Consider the following 17,468-nt stretch of genomic DNA (forward strand, 5'->3'; position numbering starts at 1 on the left):
GATCAGAAAAAGCCTTGTGCAATGGAAATGGTGTCGCCGGGGGCGATGACGGTGGTGCGCGAGATGTTCTCGGTGACCGGCGGGCCACCACTGCCGCGCAAAATCGTCACGCGTTTCATTGAAGCGCGTTCGGTCAGGCCGCCACCCAGGGCGATGGCTTTTTCCAGGGTCAGCCCGGGCTGGAAGGGGTAGCTACCGGGTTTCTGCACTTCGCCATTGATGTAGAACGGGCGGTATTCGATCTGGCTGAGGCTGACTTTCGGATCGACCAGATAGCCTTGCTTGAGGCCGTCGATGATCTTCTGTTCGACCTGATTGGGCGTCAGGCCCTTGGCGACGATTTCGCCGAGAAACGGGTAGGAGAAGGTCCCGGCATCGTTGAGGCGGATCTTCTTGAAGCTCAGTTCCGGCTCGCCGAACACGATGATGCGCAAGACATCGCCAGCGGCCAGGCGGTAATTGGTGTCGGTGTCCGCCGCCTCGACCGTGGGCACTGTCCAGAGCAGCAACAACAATAAAATCAGGCGCGTATGCATGGCCCAACCCTCCTACAGACTGACGTCGAACGTGATCTGGAAAACATTGCGGGTGAAGCTTTCGTTGTCGGCATCGGAGTCGTTATCGCGGTGGCGGTAGGCGACTTCGACGTCCAGCCAGCGGCGCATTGCGTAATTCACGCCGAGTTTGTAGTCCTGCAAATCGTCGCTACGGTCCTGGCCTTCGTAGACGTAATGGCCCGTGCCGACTTCGGCAACGCTGGTGATGCGTTCGGTCCAGCCGTGACGCCAACCGATCTGGGTGAAGGTGGCTTTCACCGCGTCGGAGCCATCGTCGCCTTCGGCCATGGCCTGGCGGGCGAGAAAGGTGAAGGTCGAGTAGGTGCGCGGTTTCCACGCCAGATCCACTTGCCAGGTCGGGTTGCTCAGATCGTCGGAACCGCTCTGGTCGAAGTTCTTGCGCTCGTAACCGACGCGCAATTTGCCGGTGGTTTTCGCCGTCATGTCCCATTCGGCACCGGCCAGCACGGCGTCGGAGCGGCTGCTGCGCGGGCTGTTCGATTGCAGGTAGTCGAAGCGGGTGTGGTCGTATTCGAGCAAGCCACGGGTCCTGCTGCCGAGGCGGTGATACCAGGTGCTGGTCAGGTTGCTGGTGTTGCGCTCCTTGTCATCGTTGATGCCGTCGGAGTTGTCATAGCGCAGTTGTGCGTAACTGGCGCCGAGGTCGATCTGGTTCAGCGCACTGCGCGCACCAAAGGTGTAGACGCCGCCGACGCGCTGACTCTCGATCTTGTCGTTGATGCCGTCGACGGCGGTCGAGGTGGTGCGCTCGTATTTGCGCACCTCGGCTTCGAGTTTCAGACGATGCCGATCAGTGAACTCCATGATGCTGTCGGCGCGCAGGCGCTGGGCGGTGTTCGAAGCGTCTGAGGCGCTGTGATAGATGTAGCGGGTAGGTTCCCAAATCACCCGCGTGGCGCTGTTGCGGTCCTCCGCCTTGAGCTCGAAGGCCGGCGCCAGACGGGTGACCATGGTCGATTCGACATCGTGTTCGACTTCGCGAAAGTTGTCGTCGTAGCTTTCCGACAAGGCAAAGGTCGGGGTGAAATCGAAGCCGTAGACATTGATCGCTTGCGGCTCAACGCTCCAGGCAGCTTCGGGGACACAGCAGGCGACGACTAAAACCAGGGAACAGCGAGGCTTCAGAGCCATGGATCACGCTCCTGATTAAGGGGGTCGGGGTCAGGGCGAAGCAGATCCGGACTATTGTCGCTGGCGTTCGAGGTAACTCAGCGGGACGCTGACGTGCTGTTGGCGGTTGAGAAAATTGAGCAGCATCATCACGCGCTCATCGCCGTGCATGGACAGGAACACACCTTCGAGCGGGGACAGTGGGCCCTGGACGATTTGCAGAGGTTCGCCGGGCTTGAGTGTCGGTTCGGCAGGAAAACCGAGCGACTCCTGGCTGCGTTCGCGCAGTTGCGCAATCACGTCTTCGTCGACCCGGGCGGGCACATGGTTGAATTCGACGATGCGGCTGACACCGCGGGTCGAGCGAATCGGTGCCCAGTTATCGTCGCGGCTCAGTTCAATGAATACGTAGCCGGGGAACAGCGATTCCAGTGTTCGTTGGCGTTTGCCACGAATACTTCGCTCGCTCATCAGCTGCGGCCGAAAGGTCGAATAGTTCTGTTGCTGCAGATTGAGTTGTGCCCGTTCATCCTGGCGGGGCTTGCACTGCAATAAATACCAGTTAGAGCCGTTGCGGCAAACCGTTAGCATGCTGGAGTACTCCATACATAGCGATCGTGTAAGCAGGGCGGCCGATAACGTGGGACTAGCCGCCAAGCTTGCTAGTAGGTAGTAGGCTGATCAAGGCAAAGTGCCGAGCCAGATGCATCAATGTTTATTGGCAGAAGAAGTGTTTCAAAAATGAATCAACTTGATTGGGTTGTTGTTATATCCATGGCCGTCTTGCTATAACGAGTCCGCGCTTTTGTTTGAGCAAAGCTACCGCACGGTTCGCAGTTGCGACCTTCAGGATCCAATTACATAAATAGCCGGAGAGCAGAAAAGTGCGCGTCGGCGCGAGCTCATCGGGCAGTGATTAGTTATCGGCCAGTCTTTGCAAGCTGTCAATTGCTAACAGTCAAAAACATTACCTTTCATCCGCTGATGATGGCCATCTCACGTAGGTTATTGATTGGTAAAGGTGAAATTTATTCGTCGGGTTTTTTAAACTTTTCGAAGTTGTTGAAGTCGCGGAGGTTAGATGGTGCGCGTGATAGCAAATTAGTTTCAATCTTACATGTTTCGGTTCGTAAGAAGTTTTGATTTTAGATGCCTCGCGTCGGATGCTGCTGGCCCGAGTAACTAAGGTCGTCTATGAATAGTTACGGTCGTTCGCGGGTAAATGTTCGTGCTGCATATTTCTTGAAGTCAAACCGGTGAGCCGAGGCAATCATGAGTGTTCTGGTAACGGGTGCCGCCGGTTTTATCGGTTATCACACGGTCATGCGTTTATGTCGCGAAGGGCTAGAGGTTGTGGGTATCGACAATCTCAATCCTTATTACGACGTCAAACTCAAACAGGCGCGTTTGCAGAGATTGCAGACGCTGGCCAATTTTACGTTCCAGCGGCTGGACATTGTCGATCAGAGCGCTTTGACCGCGTTGTTCGAACACGGCCACTACAAACAGGTCATTCACCTCGCTGCGCAGGCCGGAGTGCGCTACTCGCTGGACAATCCTGATGCCTATGCGCAGTCGAATCTGGTCGGGTTTCTCAACGTTCTGGAAGCGTGCCGTCGTCACCCGCCAGAGCACTTGATCTATGCATCGAGCAGTTCGGTGTATGGCGCCAATACCAAGATGCCGTTTGCAGAAGACGATCCGGTCGATCAACCGGTTTCGTTGTACGCCGCGAGCAAACGCGCCAACGAACTGATCGCGCACAGTTACTGCCATCTCTACGGCTTGCAGGCCACCGGCCTGCGCTTCTTTACCGTGTACGGCCCGTGGGGTCGACCGGACATGGCGCTGTTCAAATTCACCGAAGCGATGCTCAACGGGCGCGCCATCGACCTCTACAACCAAGGCGAAATGGCGCGCGACTTCACCTTTATCGATGACATTGTCGAAGCGATTTTCCGACTGCTCGACAAACCGCCCGCACTCAGCGCCGAACGCGGCACCAATCGCCTGTTCAATATCGGCCGCGGCAGTCCAGTAGCGCTGATGAGCTTCGTCGAATGCCTGGAGCAGGCACTGGGCATCAAGGCTCAGCGCCATTATCTGCCGATGCAGGAGGGCGACGTGCTGAAGACCTGGGCCGACGTATCGGCGCTGGCACGCTGCATCGACTTCAGCCCGCAGGTGCCGATCGAGCAGGGCGTGCAAGCGTTCGTGCAGTGGTATCGCGAGTTTTATCAGGTCTGATTCAGTGCAGGGTGACGGCCCTGCGACTTTCCCCGATGCGGATCCGGTCGAGGGCGCGGTTCAACGCATCCAGTGCATCGAGCAGCGCCTTGGCCTCGGCTTCACGCCCGACGCCCCACAGGCGTTCGGCCATTTTGTTCAAGGCCAGAATGGCGCGTTCGATGTCGGCTGCGCTGGGGTTGCTGTCAGGGGGTGGTGGTTTTTTCGGCATTCACGGTTCCTCGGCGGTCGGCAAACCACCATACCGCCAAGGCGCCGAGCTATACAGCCAGAAGTGTCGCCGATCAGCAGCGAATGCTGTCTGATCAGCGAGCCGCCCCAATCAACCCCGCCTCGATAAACCGCACCGAACTCTCCAGCGCCTGCTGCCCCTCGGCCAGCATGCCCGCGTAGAAATGCCAAGCGTGAAACATGCCGGGCCACACTTCAAGATTGACCCGGACGCGGTTGTCCGCCAGGTGATTGGCCAGACGCATGGCGTCACTGAGCATCAGTTCGTTTTCGCCGATCTGCACCAGAATCGGTGGCAGTCCGGTGACGTCGGCGAACACCGGCGACGCCAGCGGATGGTTGGCCAAGGTGTCGCCGAGAAAGGCTCGCGCGAGGATATCCAGCACGGGCTTGGAGTTCAGCGGATCAAGGCCTTCACGATTGCTCATGGAGACGCCGGTGTGTTCGAGGTTGGCCCATGGCGAGATGGACGAACCCACTGCGGGCAAGGGCAAGCCTTTGGATTTTGCCGCGACCATCACGCTGACCACCATCGCGCCACCCGCCGACTCGCCTGCGAAGGCAATCTTGCTGGCGGCGATGTTCTGCTCAAGCAACCACTCATAGGCGCGCAAAGTGTCATCGATGGGGGCGGGGAACTGATGCTCGGGTGCGAGGCGGTAATCCGGCATGTACACCCGCGCGCCGAGCATTTTTGCGTAGTTGCCGCCGATGCCGTGGTAGCCGTCAGGTCGACCGACGATGTAGGCACCGCCGTGGATGTACATCAGCACCGCGTCGGTCTTGAGTTCATCCGGAGTCACCAGCGTAGCGGGCACGCCGCCCATGTCGACTGCTTCAAACCTCACGCCAGCCGGTGGTTGATTCTGCCCTAGCATTTTTGCGTAGGCATCGCGGATGTCGCTCATCTTAGTGGTGGTATCGATACCCTTCAGCACGGGCACCAGATCGCTGAGGCTGTTGGCCCAAGTTTGTACAGCTGCTTTTACTTCAGTGTTCATATGACCTCGATCAGACGTTAGTGATGGCTTAACTAATCGAAATGGTATGCTCATGATTGGGGAATAGGGTTCCCCATAACCGGTGCCAAGCCGCTTGAATGCCCAACCCGGAGGCCTCATGGAACTGCATAACCTGAACGACATCGCCGCCTTCGTCGCCTCGGTGGATACCGGAAGTTTTACTGCGGCGGCCAGGCAACTCGGGCTGACCCGCTCGGCCGTTGGTAAATCGATCGTGCGGCTTGAATCGCGTTTGCAGGTCCGCCTGCTCAACCGCACCACCCGCAGCCTGAGCCTGACCGACGATGGTCGGGTGCTGTATGAGCGATGTGTAAGCATCTTGCAGGATCTGGACGAGGTCGAAGAGGCTTTGGCGTTCCGCCGTTCGACGCCCAGCGGCCGCTTGCGCATGAGCCTGCCGGTAGCACTGGGCCGGCTGCACGTTGTGCAGCACATCGAGCGCTGCTTGAGAGACTGGCCGTCGCTCGCCATCGACGCGACGTTTTCCGATCGGCTGGTCGACCTGATCGACGAGGGTTTCGATCTGGCGATTCGCATCGGTCCCCCCAAGGAAGACTCCGGACTACTCACGCGCACGGTGGCTTACCAGCAAATGATCACCTGTGCCTCGCCCGATTATCTGAAAGAACATCCGGCACCGCAGACACCCGAAGATCTCGCCGGGCATGCGTGCCTGCACTTCGTCAGCGGTGGCCGATTGCTGGCGTGGAATTTTCGCGTCAATGGTCAGCCTGTGCCGGTCATTCATGCCGGACGGCTGCAAATGGACAGCGCCGAAGCCTTGCATCAGGCGACTGCGGCAGGCCTCGGTATCGCGACGTTGCCATCCTATGTGGTCAACGATGACCTGCGCAGTGGCAAGCTCGTGCAGTTGCTCGCTGAGTACGCCGAGGCTGCCGAGCCGATCCGGGTGATTTACCCGAGCAAGCGACACCTGTCGCCGAAGATTCGCCTGTTCATCGACAGGCTGGTGGAAGCGTGGTCACCGGCGCCTTGGGACTGATCAGCCCGCCATAGGAGCTGTGCCGCAAATTCACAGCAGGTGTGCTTTTTCAGCTATATCCAGCCAATCTTGGCGAGCCGTACTCTTGCAAACAGTGGCGCAGAAACTTGCGTGTCATCGCCACTGTAATCCGACGATGTCTGTGCTCGGCACGGATCATTTGAAGGAACAATAAAAACAATATCTGCGGGAGATGAATCCAATGAGACTCGCTCAAGAGGAAGCCGTGGCCGTGGCGGCTACCGCGAAAAGCTGGCTGAAAGCTGCCGGCATCCTGCTTTGCCTGTCCACCCCGGTCGCCGCGCTCGCGGACATCAGGATCGGCGCGCTTTATCCCCTGAGTGGATCCCTGGCGTTACTGGGCGACGAGAGCTTCCGTGGCCTCGAACTGGCCGTCGCCGAACGAAATGCCTCGGGCGGTTTGAAGGGCGAGCCGATCAAGTTGCTCAAGGCCGACGCAGTCGATGCGGGACAAGCGGTCGGTGCCGCGCGCCGGCTCACCTCTGTTGAGAACGTCACTGCTGTATTTGGCAGCTATTCCTCGGCGCTGTCATTTGCGGCCACGCAGGTGACGGAGATGGCGGGGGTGCCGTTTTTCGAATTGGGTGCGGTGTCCGACCACATCACTGAGCGTGATCTGAGCTACGTGATGCGCAGCAACCCGACCGCCAGGAATTTCGCCGAAGGCACCATCACCGCCATCACGGACATTGTCAGCCCGTCGCTCAAGGTCGATCCGAAACAATTGAAGGTCGCGATCATCCACGAGGATGCGCTGTACGGTACAACCATCGCCGGGTTTCAGAAAAAAATCGCTCAGGAGCAAGGTCTGAATGTGGTCGAGGTACTACCATATTCGGCCAAAGCGGTCGATCTCTCATCGCTGATCCTGCGTTTGAAAGGCGCCCAGGCGGATGTGGTATTGCAGACCAGTTATCAGAACGACACGACGCTGTTTTTCCGCCAGATCCGCGAAGCCGGTTTCAGGCCCAAAGCCGTTATCGGCGCCGGCGGCGGCTATTCCATGCAGGACACGGTCAAGGTCGTCGGCGCAGCCAATATGGAAGGCGTGCTTGATGTCGATTTCCCACAGTTCCAGACCAATGAAAACGGCGCTCCCGGTATCGGGGCGTTCGCCAAGGCATACAAGGATCGCTACGGCAGCGAACCGCGCTCGGGCCACAGCCTGATCAACTATGTCGGGGCGAAGATATTCCTCGATGCCATGGAAAACAGTACTTCGCTGGACGCCGATGCGATCCGTGCCTCGGTGGCAACCATCGATATTCCTCTCGGCGGTACGGCTGCCGGCATCGGTGCCAGGTTTGGCAAGAACGGCCAGAACCAGCGCGCCAATACGGCAATCATGCAGTGGCAGAACGGACTGCTGAAAACCGTTTACCCCCAGGCAGCCGCCGTTGCCCAAGCGCGTTTTTCCGACCAACCCTGATACCTGAACCCCGCAATCTGCTGAAGCTTGATCATTGAGCTTCACGGGTTCGTTCGCTCGCAAAGAGGGCGCCAACCGTGGAAATTTTCATCCAGCTCCTGTTGAACGGCTTATTGCTCGGTGGCACGTTGGCCATCATCAGCATCGGCCTGACTCTGATTTTCGGCATCGTGCGAGTGGTCAACTTCGCCCATGGCGAGTTTCTGATGATCGGCCTGTATGCCGTGTACTTGCTGAATTCGCACTTCGGCATCCACCCGTATATGGCGATCATTCCTGCGACGATCCTGTTGTTTGCCGCTGGTGCGGTGATGCAGCGTTTCATCATTCAGCCGTTGCTTGGCGCTGAGGGACATATCCAGATTTTCGCCACCGTGGGCATCTCGATTGCTCTGATGAACGGCGCGTTGCTGATCTTCGGTGCCGACGTCATGACGGTGAAGAACATCAGCGTCGGTACCACAACCGTCAGCTTTGGCGCCTTTCGCGTCAGCAGCGGTCAGTTGATCACTTTTGTCGCGTCGCTCGCACTGGTCGCGGGGCTGCACTGGTTTTTGCAGAACACCTTTCTCGGCCGGGCCGTCCGCGCTACTGCACAGCATCGCAACGCGGCGCAACTGATGGGCGTCAACGTCAAGAACATCTATGTGTTTGCCTTCGGCCTGGGTTGCGCCTGCCTGGGCGTCGCCTCGGGACTGATCGCTCCGCAATATCCGGTCTTTCCAACCGTTGGCACTTTCTTCGTGCTGACGGCGTTTGTGATTGTGGTGCTGGGCGGCCTGGGCAGCCTGTCCGGCGCACTGATCGGTTCAATGCTGATCGGCATCGTCGACAGTCTAGCCGGTTACTACATCGCGCCGGACCTCAAGGAGGTCGTCTATTTCACGATTTTCCTGGGCATCCTGGTGTTTCGTCCGACAGGTCTTTTCGGCGCCGGTCGCGGGTCTGAGTGAGGAAAATGGTCATGAATATTTTGCACCCGCGTGTCTATGTCAGTGCACTGGCCCTGGCGCTGTTACTGATCATTCCATTGAGCGTTGGCTCGCCGTTCGTTTATCACCTGTTCATCCTCATATGCAGTTATGCGGCACTGGCCAGTGCCTGGAACATCGTCGGCGGGTTTGCCGGCCAGCTTTCGTTGGGGCATGCCGTGTTCTATGGAGTGGGCGCTTACACGACGACGCTGTTGATGATGAAACTGGGCATCAGTCCATGGATCGGCATGTTCGCTGGCGCAATCCTGTCGTCAATTGTCGCGGTGCTGATCAGTTGGCCGTGCTTCAGGTTGCGCGGGCCGTTTTTTGCCTTGGCGACCATTGCGGTGCTGGAGGTCGTGCGTCTGGTGGCGATCAATCAGCATGACGTGACCGGTGGTGCGGCAGGGCTGGGCGTACCGCTGAAGCTCGGTTTCGAGTGGATGTTGTTCCGCCCGCGCTGGCCATACCTGCTGATTGCCTTCGCGTTTCTGCTCATCACATTGGCAGTGTCGTGGAAGATCAAGAATTCCCGACTGGGTTATTACCTGATCGCCGTGCGTGAACGTGAAGACGCCGCCCATGCGGTGGGCGTGAACTCGGTCAAGGTCAAGCTGATCGCCGTGGTGTTGTCCGCATTTATCACCAGCCTGGTCGGCAGCTTTCACGCGATGTACCTGACCTTCATCGAACCCGGCTCGATGTTTTCTCTGGAGATGTCGATTCAGATCGCCATGTTCGCGTTGATTGGTGGACTGGGCACGGTATCGGGACCGCTGATCGGCACTTTGCTGGTGCTGCCGCTGGCTGAACTGGCACGCGGCTGGCTGGGCGATCTGGGCAGCGGTGTGCACGGTCTGGTCTATGGCATCGTGCTGGTCGCGGTGGTGCTGACTATTCCGCAAGGCGTGGTGGGGCGTTTTGGGGCTCGGATATTTGCCTGGATCGACTCATTGCCCGGCGGCCGTCGTTCGATGGCAAATGCAGAAGCACCGATCGGGCCGTCCTTGGCGCGAGCTCACTCGGCCACGCACGGTGAGCCGGTTCTGGTCGCAGAAAACCTGCACAAGTTCTTTGGCGGACTGCACGCCACCAACGATGTTTCGCTGAGCTTGGCCGAAGGCGAAATCGTGGGTGTGATCGGCCCGAACGGCGCCGGCAAAACCACGGTGTTCAACCAGCTCTCCGGGTTTCTTCTGCCGTCCAAAGGCCTAGTGAAAGTGCGCTTGCTCAATGGCGACTGGGTCACCCCGAGCAGCCCGGCCGAGTTCGCCAGGGCAGGCATTGGCCGGACCTTTCAGATCGTGCAGCCATTCGCTGATTTGAGTGTCTGCGAAAACATCATGCTCGGTGCATTCATGCACACCGCCGACGCGAAGGAGGCGAGGGCGATCGCCGAGCAAGTCGCCGAGCTGACCGAACTCACCGCGCTGCTCGACACCCGGGCGCGCAACTTGACGGTCGGCGGCATGAAGCGCCTGGAAATGGCCCGCGCCCTGGCGACGCGCCCGCGCATCCTGCTGCTCGACGAGGTCATGGCCGGCCTCAACCCGACGGATGTTGCCAAGGCCATCGCAGTCATTCGCCGGGTGCGTGATTCGGGTGTCAGCGTGTTGATGATCGAGCACTTGATGCAAGCCACCATGAGCCTTTCTGACCGCATCGTCGTGATCAGTTCCGGCACGCTGCTGATGCAGGGCGCGCCTCATGATGTGATCAACGATCCTCAGGTGATCGAAGCCTACCTCGGCAAGGAGTACAGCCATGCTTAAACTCGACAACGTCCACAGCGGCTATGGCGGTACGGAGATCCTTCGTGGCGTGTCCATCGAGGTCAATGCCGGTGAGGTGGTGACTATCGTCGGCGCCAACGGCGCCGGCAAAACCACGACCCTGCGCAGCTTGTGCGGCATCGTCACACCGTCCCAAGGCACGATCGAATTCGAAGGCCAGCGCATCGATGGCAAACGCCCCGATCAGATTGTCGACGCGGGCCTGACACTGATACCGGAGGGGCGCCAGTTGTTTCCCTTCATCAGCGTGCGCGACAACCTCTTGATGGGCGCCTACAAACGCAGTGCACGAGCAGGCTACAGGCAGCGTCTGGACAATATTCTCGATCTGTTTCCGAGGGTGCGCGAACGCCTTGATCAGAACGCCGGGACACTGTCGGGCGGCGAACAACAAATGGTTGCCATCGCCCGGGGCCTGATGGCCGAGCCGAAATTGTTGATGTTTGATGAGCCGTCGCTGGGCCTGTCACCGCTGCTGGTGTCGCAGGTCTTCGAGATCATCGACAGGATTCTCCAACTGGGCACCACCGTGTTGATCGTCGAGCAGAACATCGTTCATACGCTGCGCATTGCTCATCGCGGTTACGTGCTGGAGAACGGCGAGGTGGTGCTCAGCGGCACCGGCCAGGAACTGCTGGAAAACCCGCACGTCAAGCGTGCTTATCTGGGGCTCTGACCCAATCCATTCATCTGCAAGCGAGAGAAGGTCATGACTCATTCCAGACACGCCGGGCGCACCGTATTGGTCACCGGCGCCGGGGGCGGCATCGGTGCGGCGATCGCGCGGTTGTATTGCGAAGAAGGTGCAGCCGTGGCGCTGCTCGATGCCGATGCCGACAAGGTGCAACAGCAGGGCGTGGCGTTGCGTGATGCGGGTTTTGCGGTCGCGTGGGCGCAGGCTGATGTCGCGAATTTTCAAGACTGCGCTGCTGCCTGCGAGCGCTTGCAAGGTGAGCTCGGCCCCATCGATACGCTGATCAACAACGCCGGCATTTCGCCCAAACACCACGGCGCACCCGCGCCGATCTGGACCATGGCGCCGGATGAGTGGCTGCGGGTGGTCGATATCAACCTCAATGGCTCCTTCAACCTGGTGCGAGTGCTCGCGCCCGGCATGGTCGAGCGCCGGTTCGGGCGCATCGTCAATATGTCTTCGGTGGCGGGCAGCGCGTTCTTGCCGATTGTCGCAGCGCACTACAGTGCGACCAAAGCCGCAGTCATCGGCTTTACCCGCCACCTGGCCGGCGAACTCGGGCCGTTCGGTGTCACCGCCAATGCGCTGGCACCGGGACGAATCGAAACGCCATTGCTCAAGACCGTATCGGCCCAGGCCAATCAAGCCGTGGTCGACGAGACACCGTTGCGCAGGCTGGGCACACCGCTTGAGGTGGCAAGGGCGGCGTGTTTTCTCACGTCGAGCGAAAGCGACTTCATTACCGGCCAGGTGGTTGATGTCGCGGGCGGCTGGTTGATGCGCTGATGACTTCTTGCGAGGACGTTTGTCATGGTTAAAACAATGGGATTTCCCGGACGCTACGAGCAGGGTCCGAATGCATTGCACCAATTGGGCAGAGTGCTGAACGACATGGGCCGATCGCGGCCGCTGGTGCTTTGCGATGAGTTTGTCGCCCGGCATCTATGGCCGCAGGTTGGCGCCGCGTTGCAGGACCAGGGATGGGAGCCATTGCACATCGAGTTTCCCGGCGAGTGCACGCGCGCTGCGATTGCGCAGTTATCCGAGCAGGCATTGCTGCACGCCCCCGACACGATCATTGCGCTGGGCGGTGGCAAGACCATCGATACGGCGAAGGGGCTGGCGGCCAATCTCGACGTACCGATCATTGTCTGCCCCACGATCGCTTCAAGTGACGCGCCAACGAGTCGGCTGATCGTGCTTTATGACGAAGAGCACAAAGTGGTGGGCGTGGAGTTCCTGAAGATGAATCCCGCTGCGGTGATTGTCGATACAGAGGTCATCGTTCAGGCGCCGGCACGGTTCTTCGCGGCCGGGATCGGCGATGCCATCAGCAAGAAATTCGAAGCCCGACAGTGCTACGCCGCCGCAGGCCACAACTCTTTCGGCACACCGCCTCTGCACACGGCGTTGATGCTCACCAACCTGGTTTTCGACACGCTGATGCAGTACGGCGTCCCGGCTTATCAGGCGGTGTGTCGACATGAACTCACCGATGATGTCGAGCGGGTCATCGAAGGCACCGTGCTGATTAGCGGTGTCGGTTTCGAGAGCGGTGGTTTGTCACTGTCCCATGCCCTCGTTCGGGGGCTGACCGCGATACCGGCGATGGCGTCGATGCTGCACGGCGAACTGGTGGCGTTCGGCACACTGGTGCAGATGGCGGTGGAGGCGCGACCGGTCGACGAGATTGAACAGGTCGCGCGTCTGCTGCACGCGGTGAAGCTGCCCGTGACGTTCGCTGAGCTGGGTCAGCGCACGCCGTTGACGACAGCGCAGATCACTATTCTGGTGGACGCGACCTTATCGGCGGCATACGCCAGAAACATGCAGCCGCCCTTGACCTACCAGCGCCTGGTAGAAGGATTGGCGGCGGCTGACAGCCTGGGTGCGCGGTTGATCAGAGGCTGCGCGAAGCCGCCCGCGACGCTGTGATCCTGTGTCACAACAGGTATGACCAAGTAGCTGTTTTCTCCCGTACAGCGACGCCATAACCTTTCCCTCAAGCGAAATCCTGGCGCAATCAAGTGCTGTGAGTTCGTCAAGAAAACCTAGAGGCCTGACAATGAATACTCCTGTTAAACCTGATGAGCTCGCCATTGCGTACCAGTTGCCGCAAGTTCCATTCATGACGCCCGACATGGTGCATCCGGGCGTCATGACGCAGTGGCTCGAAGACGATGCGCTGTGGGTGCCGGTAACGAAATCTGTCTCCTTCAAGCCATTGCTGCTCAACACCAGCGGCGGCTATTACATCAACCTGTTGCGGGTGCGTCAGGCCGGCGTGCTGTCGCGTCACCGCCATACCGGCGGCGTGCATGCGATCGTGCTCAAGGGTCGCTGGTACTACCTGGAGCATGACTGGGTCGCGGAGGAGGGGTCTTTTGCCTATGAGCCGCCCGGTGAAACGCATACCCTGTTCGTCCCCGAGGATGTGAGTGAAATGATCACCTGGTTCCACGTGCAGGGTGGCTACACTTACGTCGATCCGCAGGGCGTTGCCGTGGGTTACGAAGATGTGTTCACCAAGCTTGAAGCCGCCCGAGCGCATTACAAGACGCTGGGTTTGCCGGACGACTACATCGAACAGTTCATTCGCTGACCCGGACCCCAGGAAAAAGCGCGCTTCGGCGCGCTTTTTCATGAGCGTTGAGACAACATGCCTTCAAGCTTTTCGCCAGGACCGGCCATGGACAATTATTCGCAGCTACTCGCTTTTATCTGGTCTACCGAATGTGGAAGTTTTTCTGCTGCCGCGCGCGCCCATCACCTGACGCCATCAGCGGTCAGCAAACTGATCACCCGCCTGGAAGATCGCTTGCAGGTCCGGCTGTTCCAGCGCGGCTCGCGCGTGCTGACGCTGACCGAGGAGGGCGCCGCTTACCTGCGCAGCGCCAAAGCCGTCGTCGAAGCCATGAACGAGGCGGACTCGCTGGCCGAGGCGTTGCCCTCCAGGGTCAGTGGCACCCTGCGCATTCACACCATGACCTCTTTCGCCAAACACCAGATCGTGCCGTGGCTACCGGAATTTCTGGACTTGTATCCCTCACTGGACGTTGAGATTCAACTCGGTGCGCAATTTGTCGATCACTTCGAGCAAGGTCTGGATATCGCCATCCACAGCGGCGTATTGCCCAGCTCATCACGCATTGCCAGACGCATCGGCGAATGTGAATGGCTGATCTGTGCCTCGCCGCAGTACCTGGCTGAACACGGCACACCAACCACACCCGCAGATTTGCTGAATCATCGTTGCTTCAATTTCAGCTTCGTCAGCCCGTGGAACAAATGGTCATTTTTGCAGGATGGAGACGGCGTCTCGGTACCGGTGACCGCCAGCGCGTCTTTTACTCAAGGCGATCTGTTGCGCGACATGGCGCTGTCAGGCGCTGGCGTGGTGAAGCTTGCGGACTTTCATATCGGGCTTGATGTAAAAGCGGGAACACTGGTGCCGTTGCTTGAGGATTTCAAAACGGGTGTGGTCGAGCCGATCTACCTGCTTTATTCGGATCGCAAGCATTTGAGTCCACGGATACGAGTGTTCATCGAGTTTTTTCAGAACAAGTGGCGTGAGCATCCGTGGAAGGTTTCTTGACGTTCAGCTCTGGGGCCAGCGTATTGATCAACGCGATGCTCAAACTGCGCATTGAAAAGCCCTGAATCATCAGGGCTGAGTTTTGGTTGAGGGGACGTAGGGTGACAAGCTCGCGGTCGGTCTACTTCGCGCTCGAAGAGCAAGCCAACCGATATTGCTCGTAGTTCAAACCTTCGACCCTTTCAGGCAGCTTGTATGGCACGGGGCAGCTTTTGCCCTGCCACTTGATGGTGATGACACCGTGATCTTTGGTCACCAGCGCCAGGGCCTTGCCCGTCGGATCTGACAATGCCAGCTGTTTGCCGTCGCTATCCAACAGCACCGCGCCGAATGGAATCGGCTGGCCGTTGGCATCGTACAGTTCAAACTGGACGCGTCTGCCTTTGCTGCCTTCGAAGCGTGCAAGAACCACCGAACCTCGTCTTGGCACCAGTTGCTGGGTGGCATTGTCCAGCTCGATCTCACCGCCCAGGTTACGCGTGTCCAGCGTTACCCAGTTCACGCGGTACGGTTGCGCGTTAGGCAGAACCGCATAGCCGTTCAGGCCGGTTTTCACACCCGAATAGCTGCTGACTTCGACGCCCGACATGCCGGGTACTTCCACCAGGGCGAACGTTTCACCGACGGTCTGGCCCATATTGATGCCGCCGGCATGAGCCACGATCGATCCGGCCGCACTCAGGTTCTGCGACTCATAGCCGCTGCCTCGATTGTAGCCAAAGCCCAGATCGCCCATCGACGTACGGGTACTCAGACTGAGCGAGCCAGAGCGCTCGCCCTGGACGCTGCGCCCGGTCTGCACGGAATAGTAAGTGTCGCTGTCCTCGGTCAGATAACCATTGATCCCGGCTTGCGTGCTGGTACCGGCGTTCTGATGGTTACTGGAAACGTAGGCACGCGGTGCGCGTGGTGTCGATCCGAGCGGGAACGAAATTGAAACGCTTAATTGCGTGTCGTTGCTGGTGTCACCGCGTGCGCCGAATTCCTGGGTTTTGCTCAGGCTGATGTTGTAGTTCAGGTCGCGCCAATTGTTGTTGTAGCCGGCGGAAAAGCTGCGCGAGCCACCGCGATCCCAATAGCGCTGGTCACTGGCATTCAAATACAGCGAGCCGAACTGGCGCGCTTCGCCAAGGGTCTGGTTGACCGTGAGGTCGGTACGGGTTTTGGCATTGCCCGCGCGCCGCGTAGCGCCGGCGCTGGTGTCCTGCACATGGTCGGTCAGCGTGCGGTAACCCTCGGTCGAATAACGATAGGCGGCGAGGGTGAAGCTGGTATCGGTACCGGTGAAGGTCTTTGCATAAAGCGCGCGGACACTGCTGCCCTGGGTGGTTTTGCCGAATGCCTTGCTGGACGATTGCGTAACGTCCAGGGACATCGCGCCAATCGAGGTGTTCTTCGCCGCACCGATGGACAGCGCCTTGAAGCCGTTGCTCGCCTGAATGCCGGCAATGCCCGTCAGATTGCTGGTCAAGCCGTAGGCGAAAGTGCCGCCGAGAAAGGCTGGTTTGTCATAACCCTCGCTGTTGTTGTTGAATTTACCGCTCGACAGGCTGTACTTCAGTTGCCCCTCACGCACCATCGTCGGCAGGGCGGAGAACGCCTGGCGGGTGACCTTGCGCCGACCATCCGCTTCGACAATGGTGATCTCCAGGTCACCGTTGGAGCCCGATGGGTAGATATCACTGATCTCGAACGGACCCGGCGGTACATTGGTGGTGTAGAGAATGTAGTTGTCCTGGCGGACCTCGATCTTCGCATTGGTTTCCGCCACGCCACGAATGATCGGTGCATAACCGCGCTCACTGTCTGCACGCATGCCTTCATCAGAAGCGATCTTGACGCCTTGGTAGCGCACGCTGTCGAACAGATCCGAATCGGAAAAGATTTCACCCGCGCTCAGTTGCCCCTTGATCGCCGTGAGGTCGCGCTGGATGAACGTGCGGTTGCTGACAAAACGATTGGGTCGGCCGGTGGAGCTGCTCAGATTGGACTCGTTGCGCAGACGCCAGGCGCCAAAGTTGATGCCGTTGCGCAGCCCCAGGTTATTGGAGATTTGCGTGGTGTAATCGGTTTTGCTGCGGGTGCTGCTCAGCTGGTAGTTGATGAAACCGGCGGCCACACCTTGGTCCCAAAGCTCTGGATCTACATAGCCGTGCATGCCACGCGCCATGGCGACCTGCGGCACACTGATATTGAGGCGCAGGCGGTTGGCATCGAAATTGAGACTCGCTTGCTCGATCATTGCAGGCAGGTCGTAGTGATCGGCAGGGTGTTGCTCGTCAACCAGACCCTGCTCACGCAGTTTGCGCATGTCCACACCCAGCTGCTGCAACAGTTCCAGGGTGATGCGTGGCTCGACTTTGCCGTTGACCGGGTTGGCCGCGAAATCGATATCGCGACGCCCGACCAGCGTGCCGTTGCTGAACACGTCGACGCGGTATTGGCCTGGCAAGACGCTGTTGGCATTCAGCAACGGTTGCAGATCGACCGCCGATGAACCTTCAAGGAACAGCGTATTGAAAGATTCACTCGCCACTGCGGCCGGGGCTTCGGCGCCCACGGCGAATCCGCAAATGGCCATGTTGATAGCAAAGCACAATGGATGCAGGCAGCCCAACGCCGCTTTGTTTTTCTGGCGCGCAACATGATGCTTAACACAACTTTCAGATGTGTGGTGTTGGGAGGAAAACATGCAATTTGCCTTATCAGTCCGTGTTGCTTCAACCGGAGTCCGGAACTTTTGAATAGCTTGTAAGTTGGCAGGGTGGGAC

Annotated in this window: 16 protein-coding genes; 10 read left to right on the top strand and 6 right to left on the bottom strand. The window is 58.9% G+C overall.

The annotated features are described in order from the left end of the window. Positions 1-2: 2 nt before the first annotated feature. From D8U60_RS22150 to rfaH, 3 genes are read right to left on the bottom strand one after another with little or no spacing between them, the layout of a single operon-like run. Complete coding sequence (locus tag D8U60_RS22150; protein ID WP_130900948.1) at positions 3-536, bottom strand: polysaccharide biosynthesis/export family protein; 534 nt, start codon at positions 534-536, stop codon at positions 3-5. Positions 537-548: 12 nt separating this feature from the next. After that, positions 549-1,709, bottom strand: a complete 1,161-nt coding sequence (locus tag D8U60_RS22155; RefSeq protein WP_130900949.1) for an outer membrane beta-barrel protein — start codon at positions 1,707-1,709, stop codon at positions 549-551. Between the two features lie 51 nt (positions 1,710-1,760). Further along, positions 1,761-2,279 carry a transcription/translation regulatory transformer protein RfaH gene (gene rfaH, locus D8U60_RS22160; RefSeq protein WP_024012821.1) on the bottom strand — a complete coding sequence of 173 codons (519 nt, stop codon included), beginning with the start codon at positions 2,277-2,279 and terminating at the stop codon, positions 1,761-1,763. Positions 2,280-2,960: 681 nt separating this feature from the next. Between rfaH and D8U60_RS22165 the strand changes: the two genes are divergently transcribed. After that, complete coding sequence (locus D8U60_RS22165; RefSeq protein WP_130900950.1) at positions 2,961-3,935, top strand: NAD-dependent epimerase; 975 nt, start codon at positions 2,961-2,963, stop codon at positions 3,933-3,935. Position 3,936: 1 nt separating this feature from the next. Here the strand turns inward: D8U60_RS22165 and D8U60_RS22170 are convergent, their stop codons facing one another. Both D8U60_RS22170 and D8U60_RS22175 read right to left on the bottom strand, forming a co-directional pair. Further along, positions 3,937-4,146 carry a hypothetical protein gene (locus D8U60_RS22170; protein ID WP_130900951.1) on the bottom strand — a complete coding sequence of 70 codons (210 nt, stop codon included), beginning with the start codon at positions 4,144-4,146 and terminating at the stop codon, positions 3,937-3,939. 94 nt (positions 4,147-4,240) lie between these two features. Continuing rightward, positions 4,241-5,167, bottom strand: coding sequence for an alpha/beta hydrolase (locus D8U60_RS22175; protein WP_024012824.1), 927 nt, complete (start codon positions 5,165-5,167; stop codon positions 4,241-4,243). 118 nt (positions 5,168-5,285) lie between these two features. Here D8U60_RS22175 and D8U60_RS22180 point away from each other — a divergent pair, with 118 nt between their 5' ends. The 9 genes from D8U60_RS22180 to D8U60_RS22220 all read left to right on the top strand — a co-directional run bounded on the left by D8U60_RS22180 (position 5,286) and on the right by D8U60_RS22220 (position 14,697). Next, positions 5,286-6,191 (top strand): LysR family transcriptional regulator, encoded by a 906-nt coding sequence (locus D8U60_RS22180; protein WP_071172318.1) that lies wholly within the window; start codon positions 5,286-5,288, stop codon positions 6,189-6,191. A gap of 202 nt (positions 6,192-6,393) precedes the next feature. Then, positions 6,394-7,641, top strand: coding sequence for an ABC transporter substrate-binding protein (locus D8U60_RS22185; protein ID WP_016774568.1), 1,248 nt, complete (start codon positions 6,394-6,396; stop codon positions 7,639-7,641). Between the two features lie 77 nt (positions 7,642-7,718). Further along, positions 7,719-8,594: a branched-chain amino acid ABC transporter permease gene (locus tag D8U60_RS22190; protein WP_130900952.1), complete on the top strand. Its 876-nt coding sequence runs from the start codon at positions 7,719-7,721 to the stop codon at positions 8,592-8,594. Positions 8,595-8,605: 11 nt separating this feature from the next. After that, the gene (locus D8U60_RS22195) at positions 8,606-10,387 is read left to right on the top strand and encodes a branched-chain amino acid ABC transporter ATP-binding protein/permease (protein WP_201278860.1); all 1,782 of its coding nucleotides are present in this window, start codon (positions 8,606-8,608) and stop codon (positions 10,385-10,387) included. Beyond that, positions 10,380-11,084, top strand: a complete 705-nt coding sequence (locus D8U60_RS22200) for an ABC transporter ATP-binding protein (RefSeq protein WP_130900954.1) — start codon at positions 10,380-10,382, stop codon at positions 11,082-11,084. The genes D8U60_RS22195 and D8U60_RS22200 overlap by 8 nt, the downstream gene beginning before the upstream one ends. A gap of 33 nt (positions 11,085-11,117) precedes the next feature. Then, complete coding sequence (locus D8U60_RS22205) at positions 11,118-11,888, top strand: SDR family NAD(P)-dependent oxidoreductase (protein ID WP_130900955.1); 771 nt, start codon at positions 11,118-11,120, stop codon at positions 11,886-11,888. Between the two features lie 24 nt (positions 11,889-11,912). Continuing rightward, a complete protein-coding gene (locus D8U60_RS22210; RefSeq protein ID WP_130900956.1) occupies positions 11,913-13,037 on the top strand; it encodes a glycerol dehydrogenase in 1,125 nt (374 codons plus the stop codon). A 130-nt stretch (positions 13,038-13,167) separates the two neighbouring features. After that, a complete protein-coding gene (locus tag D8U60_RS22215) occupies positions 13,168-13,704 on the top strand; it encodes a 2,4'-dihydroxyacetophenone dioxygenase family protein (protein WP_024012829.1) in 537 nt (178 codons plus the stop codon). 87 nt (positions 13,705-13,791) lie between these two features. Continuing rightward, on the top strand, positions 13,792-14,697 hold the full coding sequence (locus D8U60_RS22220) for a LysR family transcriptional regulator (RefSeq protein WP_016774575.1): 906 nt from the start codon (positions 13,792-13,794) through the stop codon (positions 14,695-14,697). Between the two features lie 121 nt (positions 14,698-14,818). Here the strand turns inward: D8U60_RS22220 and D8U60_RS22225 are convergent, their stop codons facing one another. Then, entirely contained in the window at positions 14,819-17,278 is a 2,460-nt protein-coding gene (locus D8U60_RS22225; protein WP_241663568.1) for a fimbria/pilus outer membrane usher protein, read from the bottom strand. Positions 17,279-17,468 lie beyond the last annotated feature (190 nt).

Origin of the sequence: Pseudomonas sp. Sample_11, assembly GCF_004307505.1 — a bacterium.
Taxonomy (GTDB): Bacteria; Pseudomonadota; Gammaproteobacteria; order Pseudomonadales; family Pseudomonadaceae; genus Aquipseudomonas; species Aquipseudomonas atacamensis.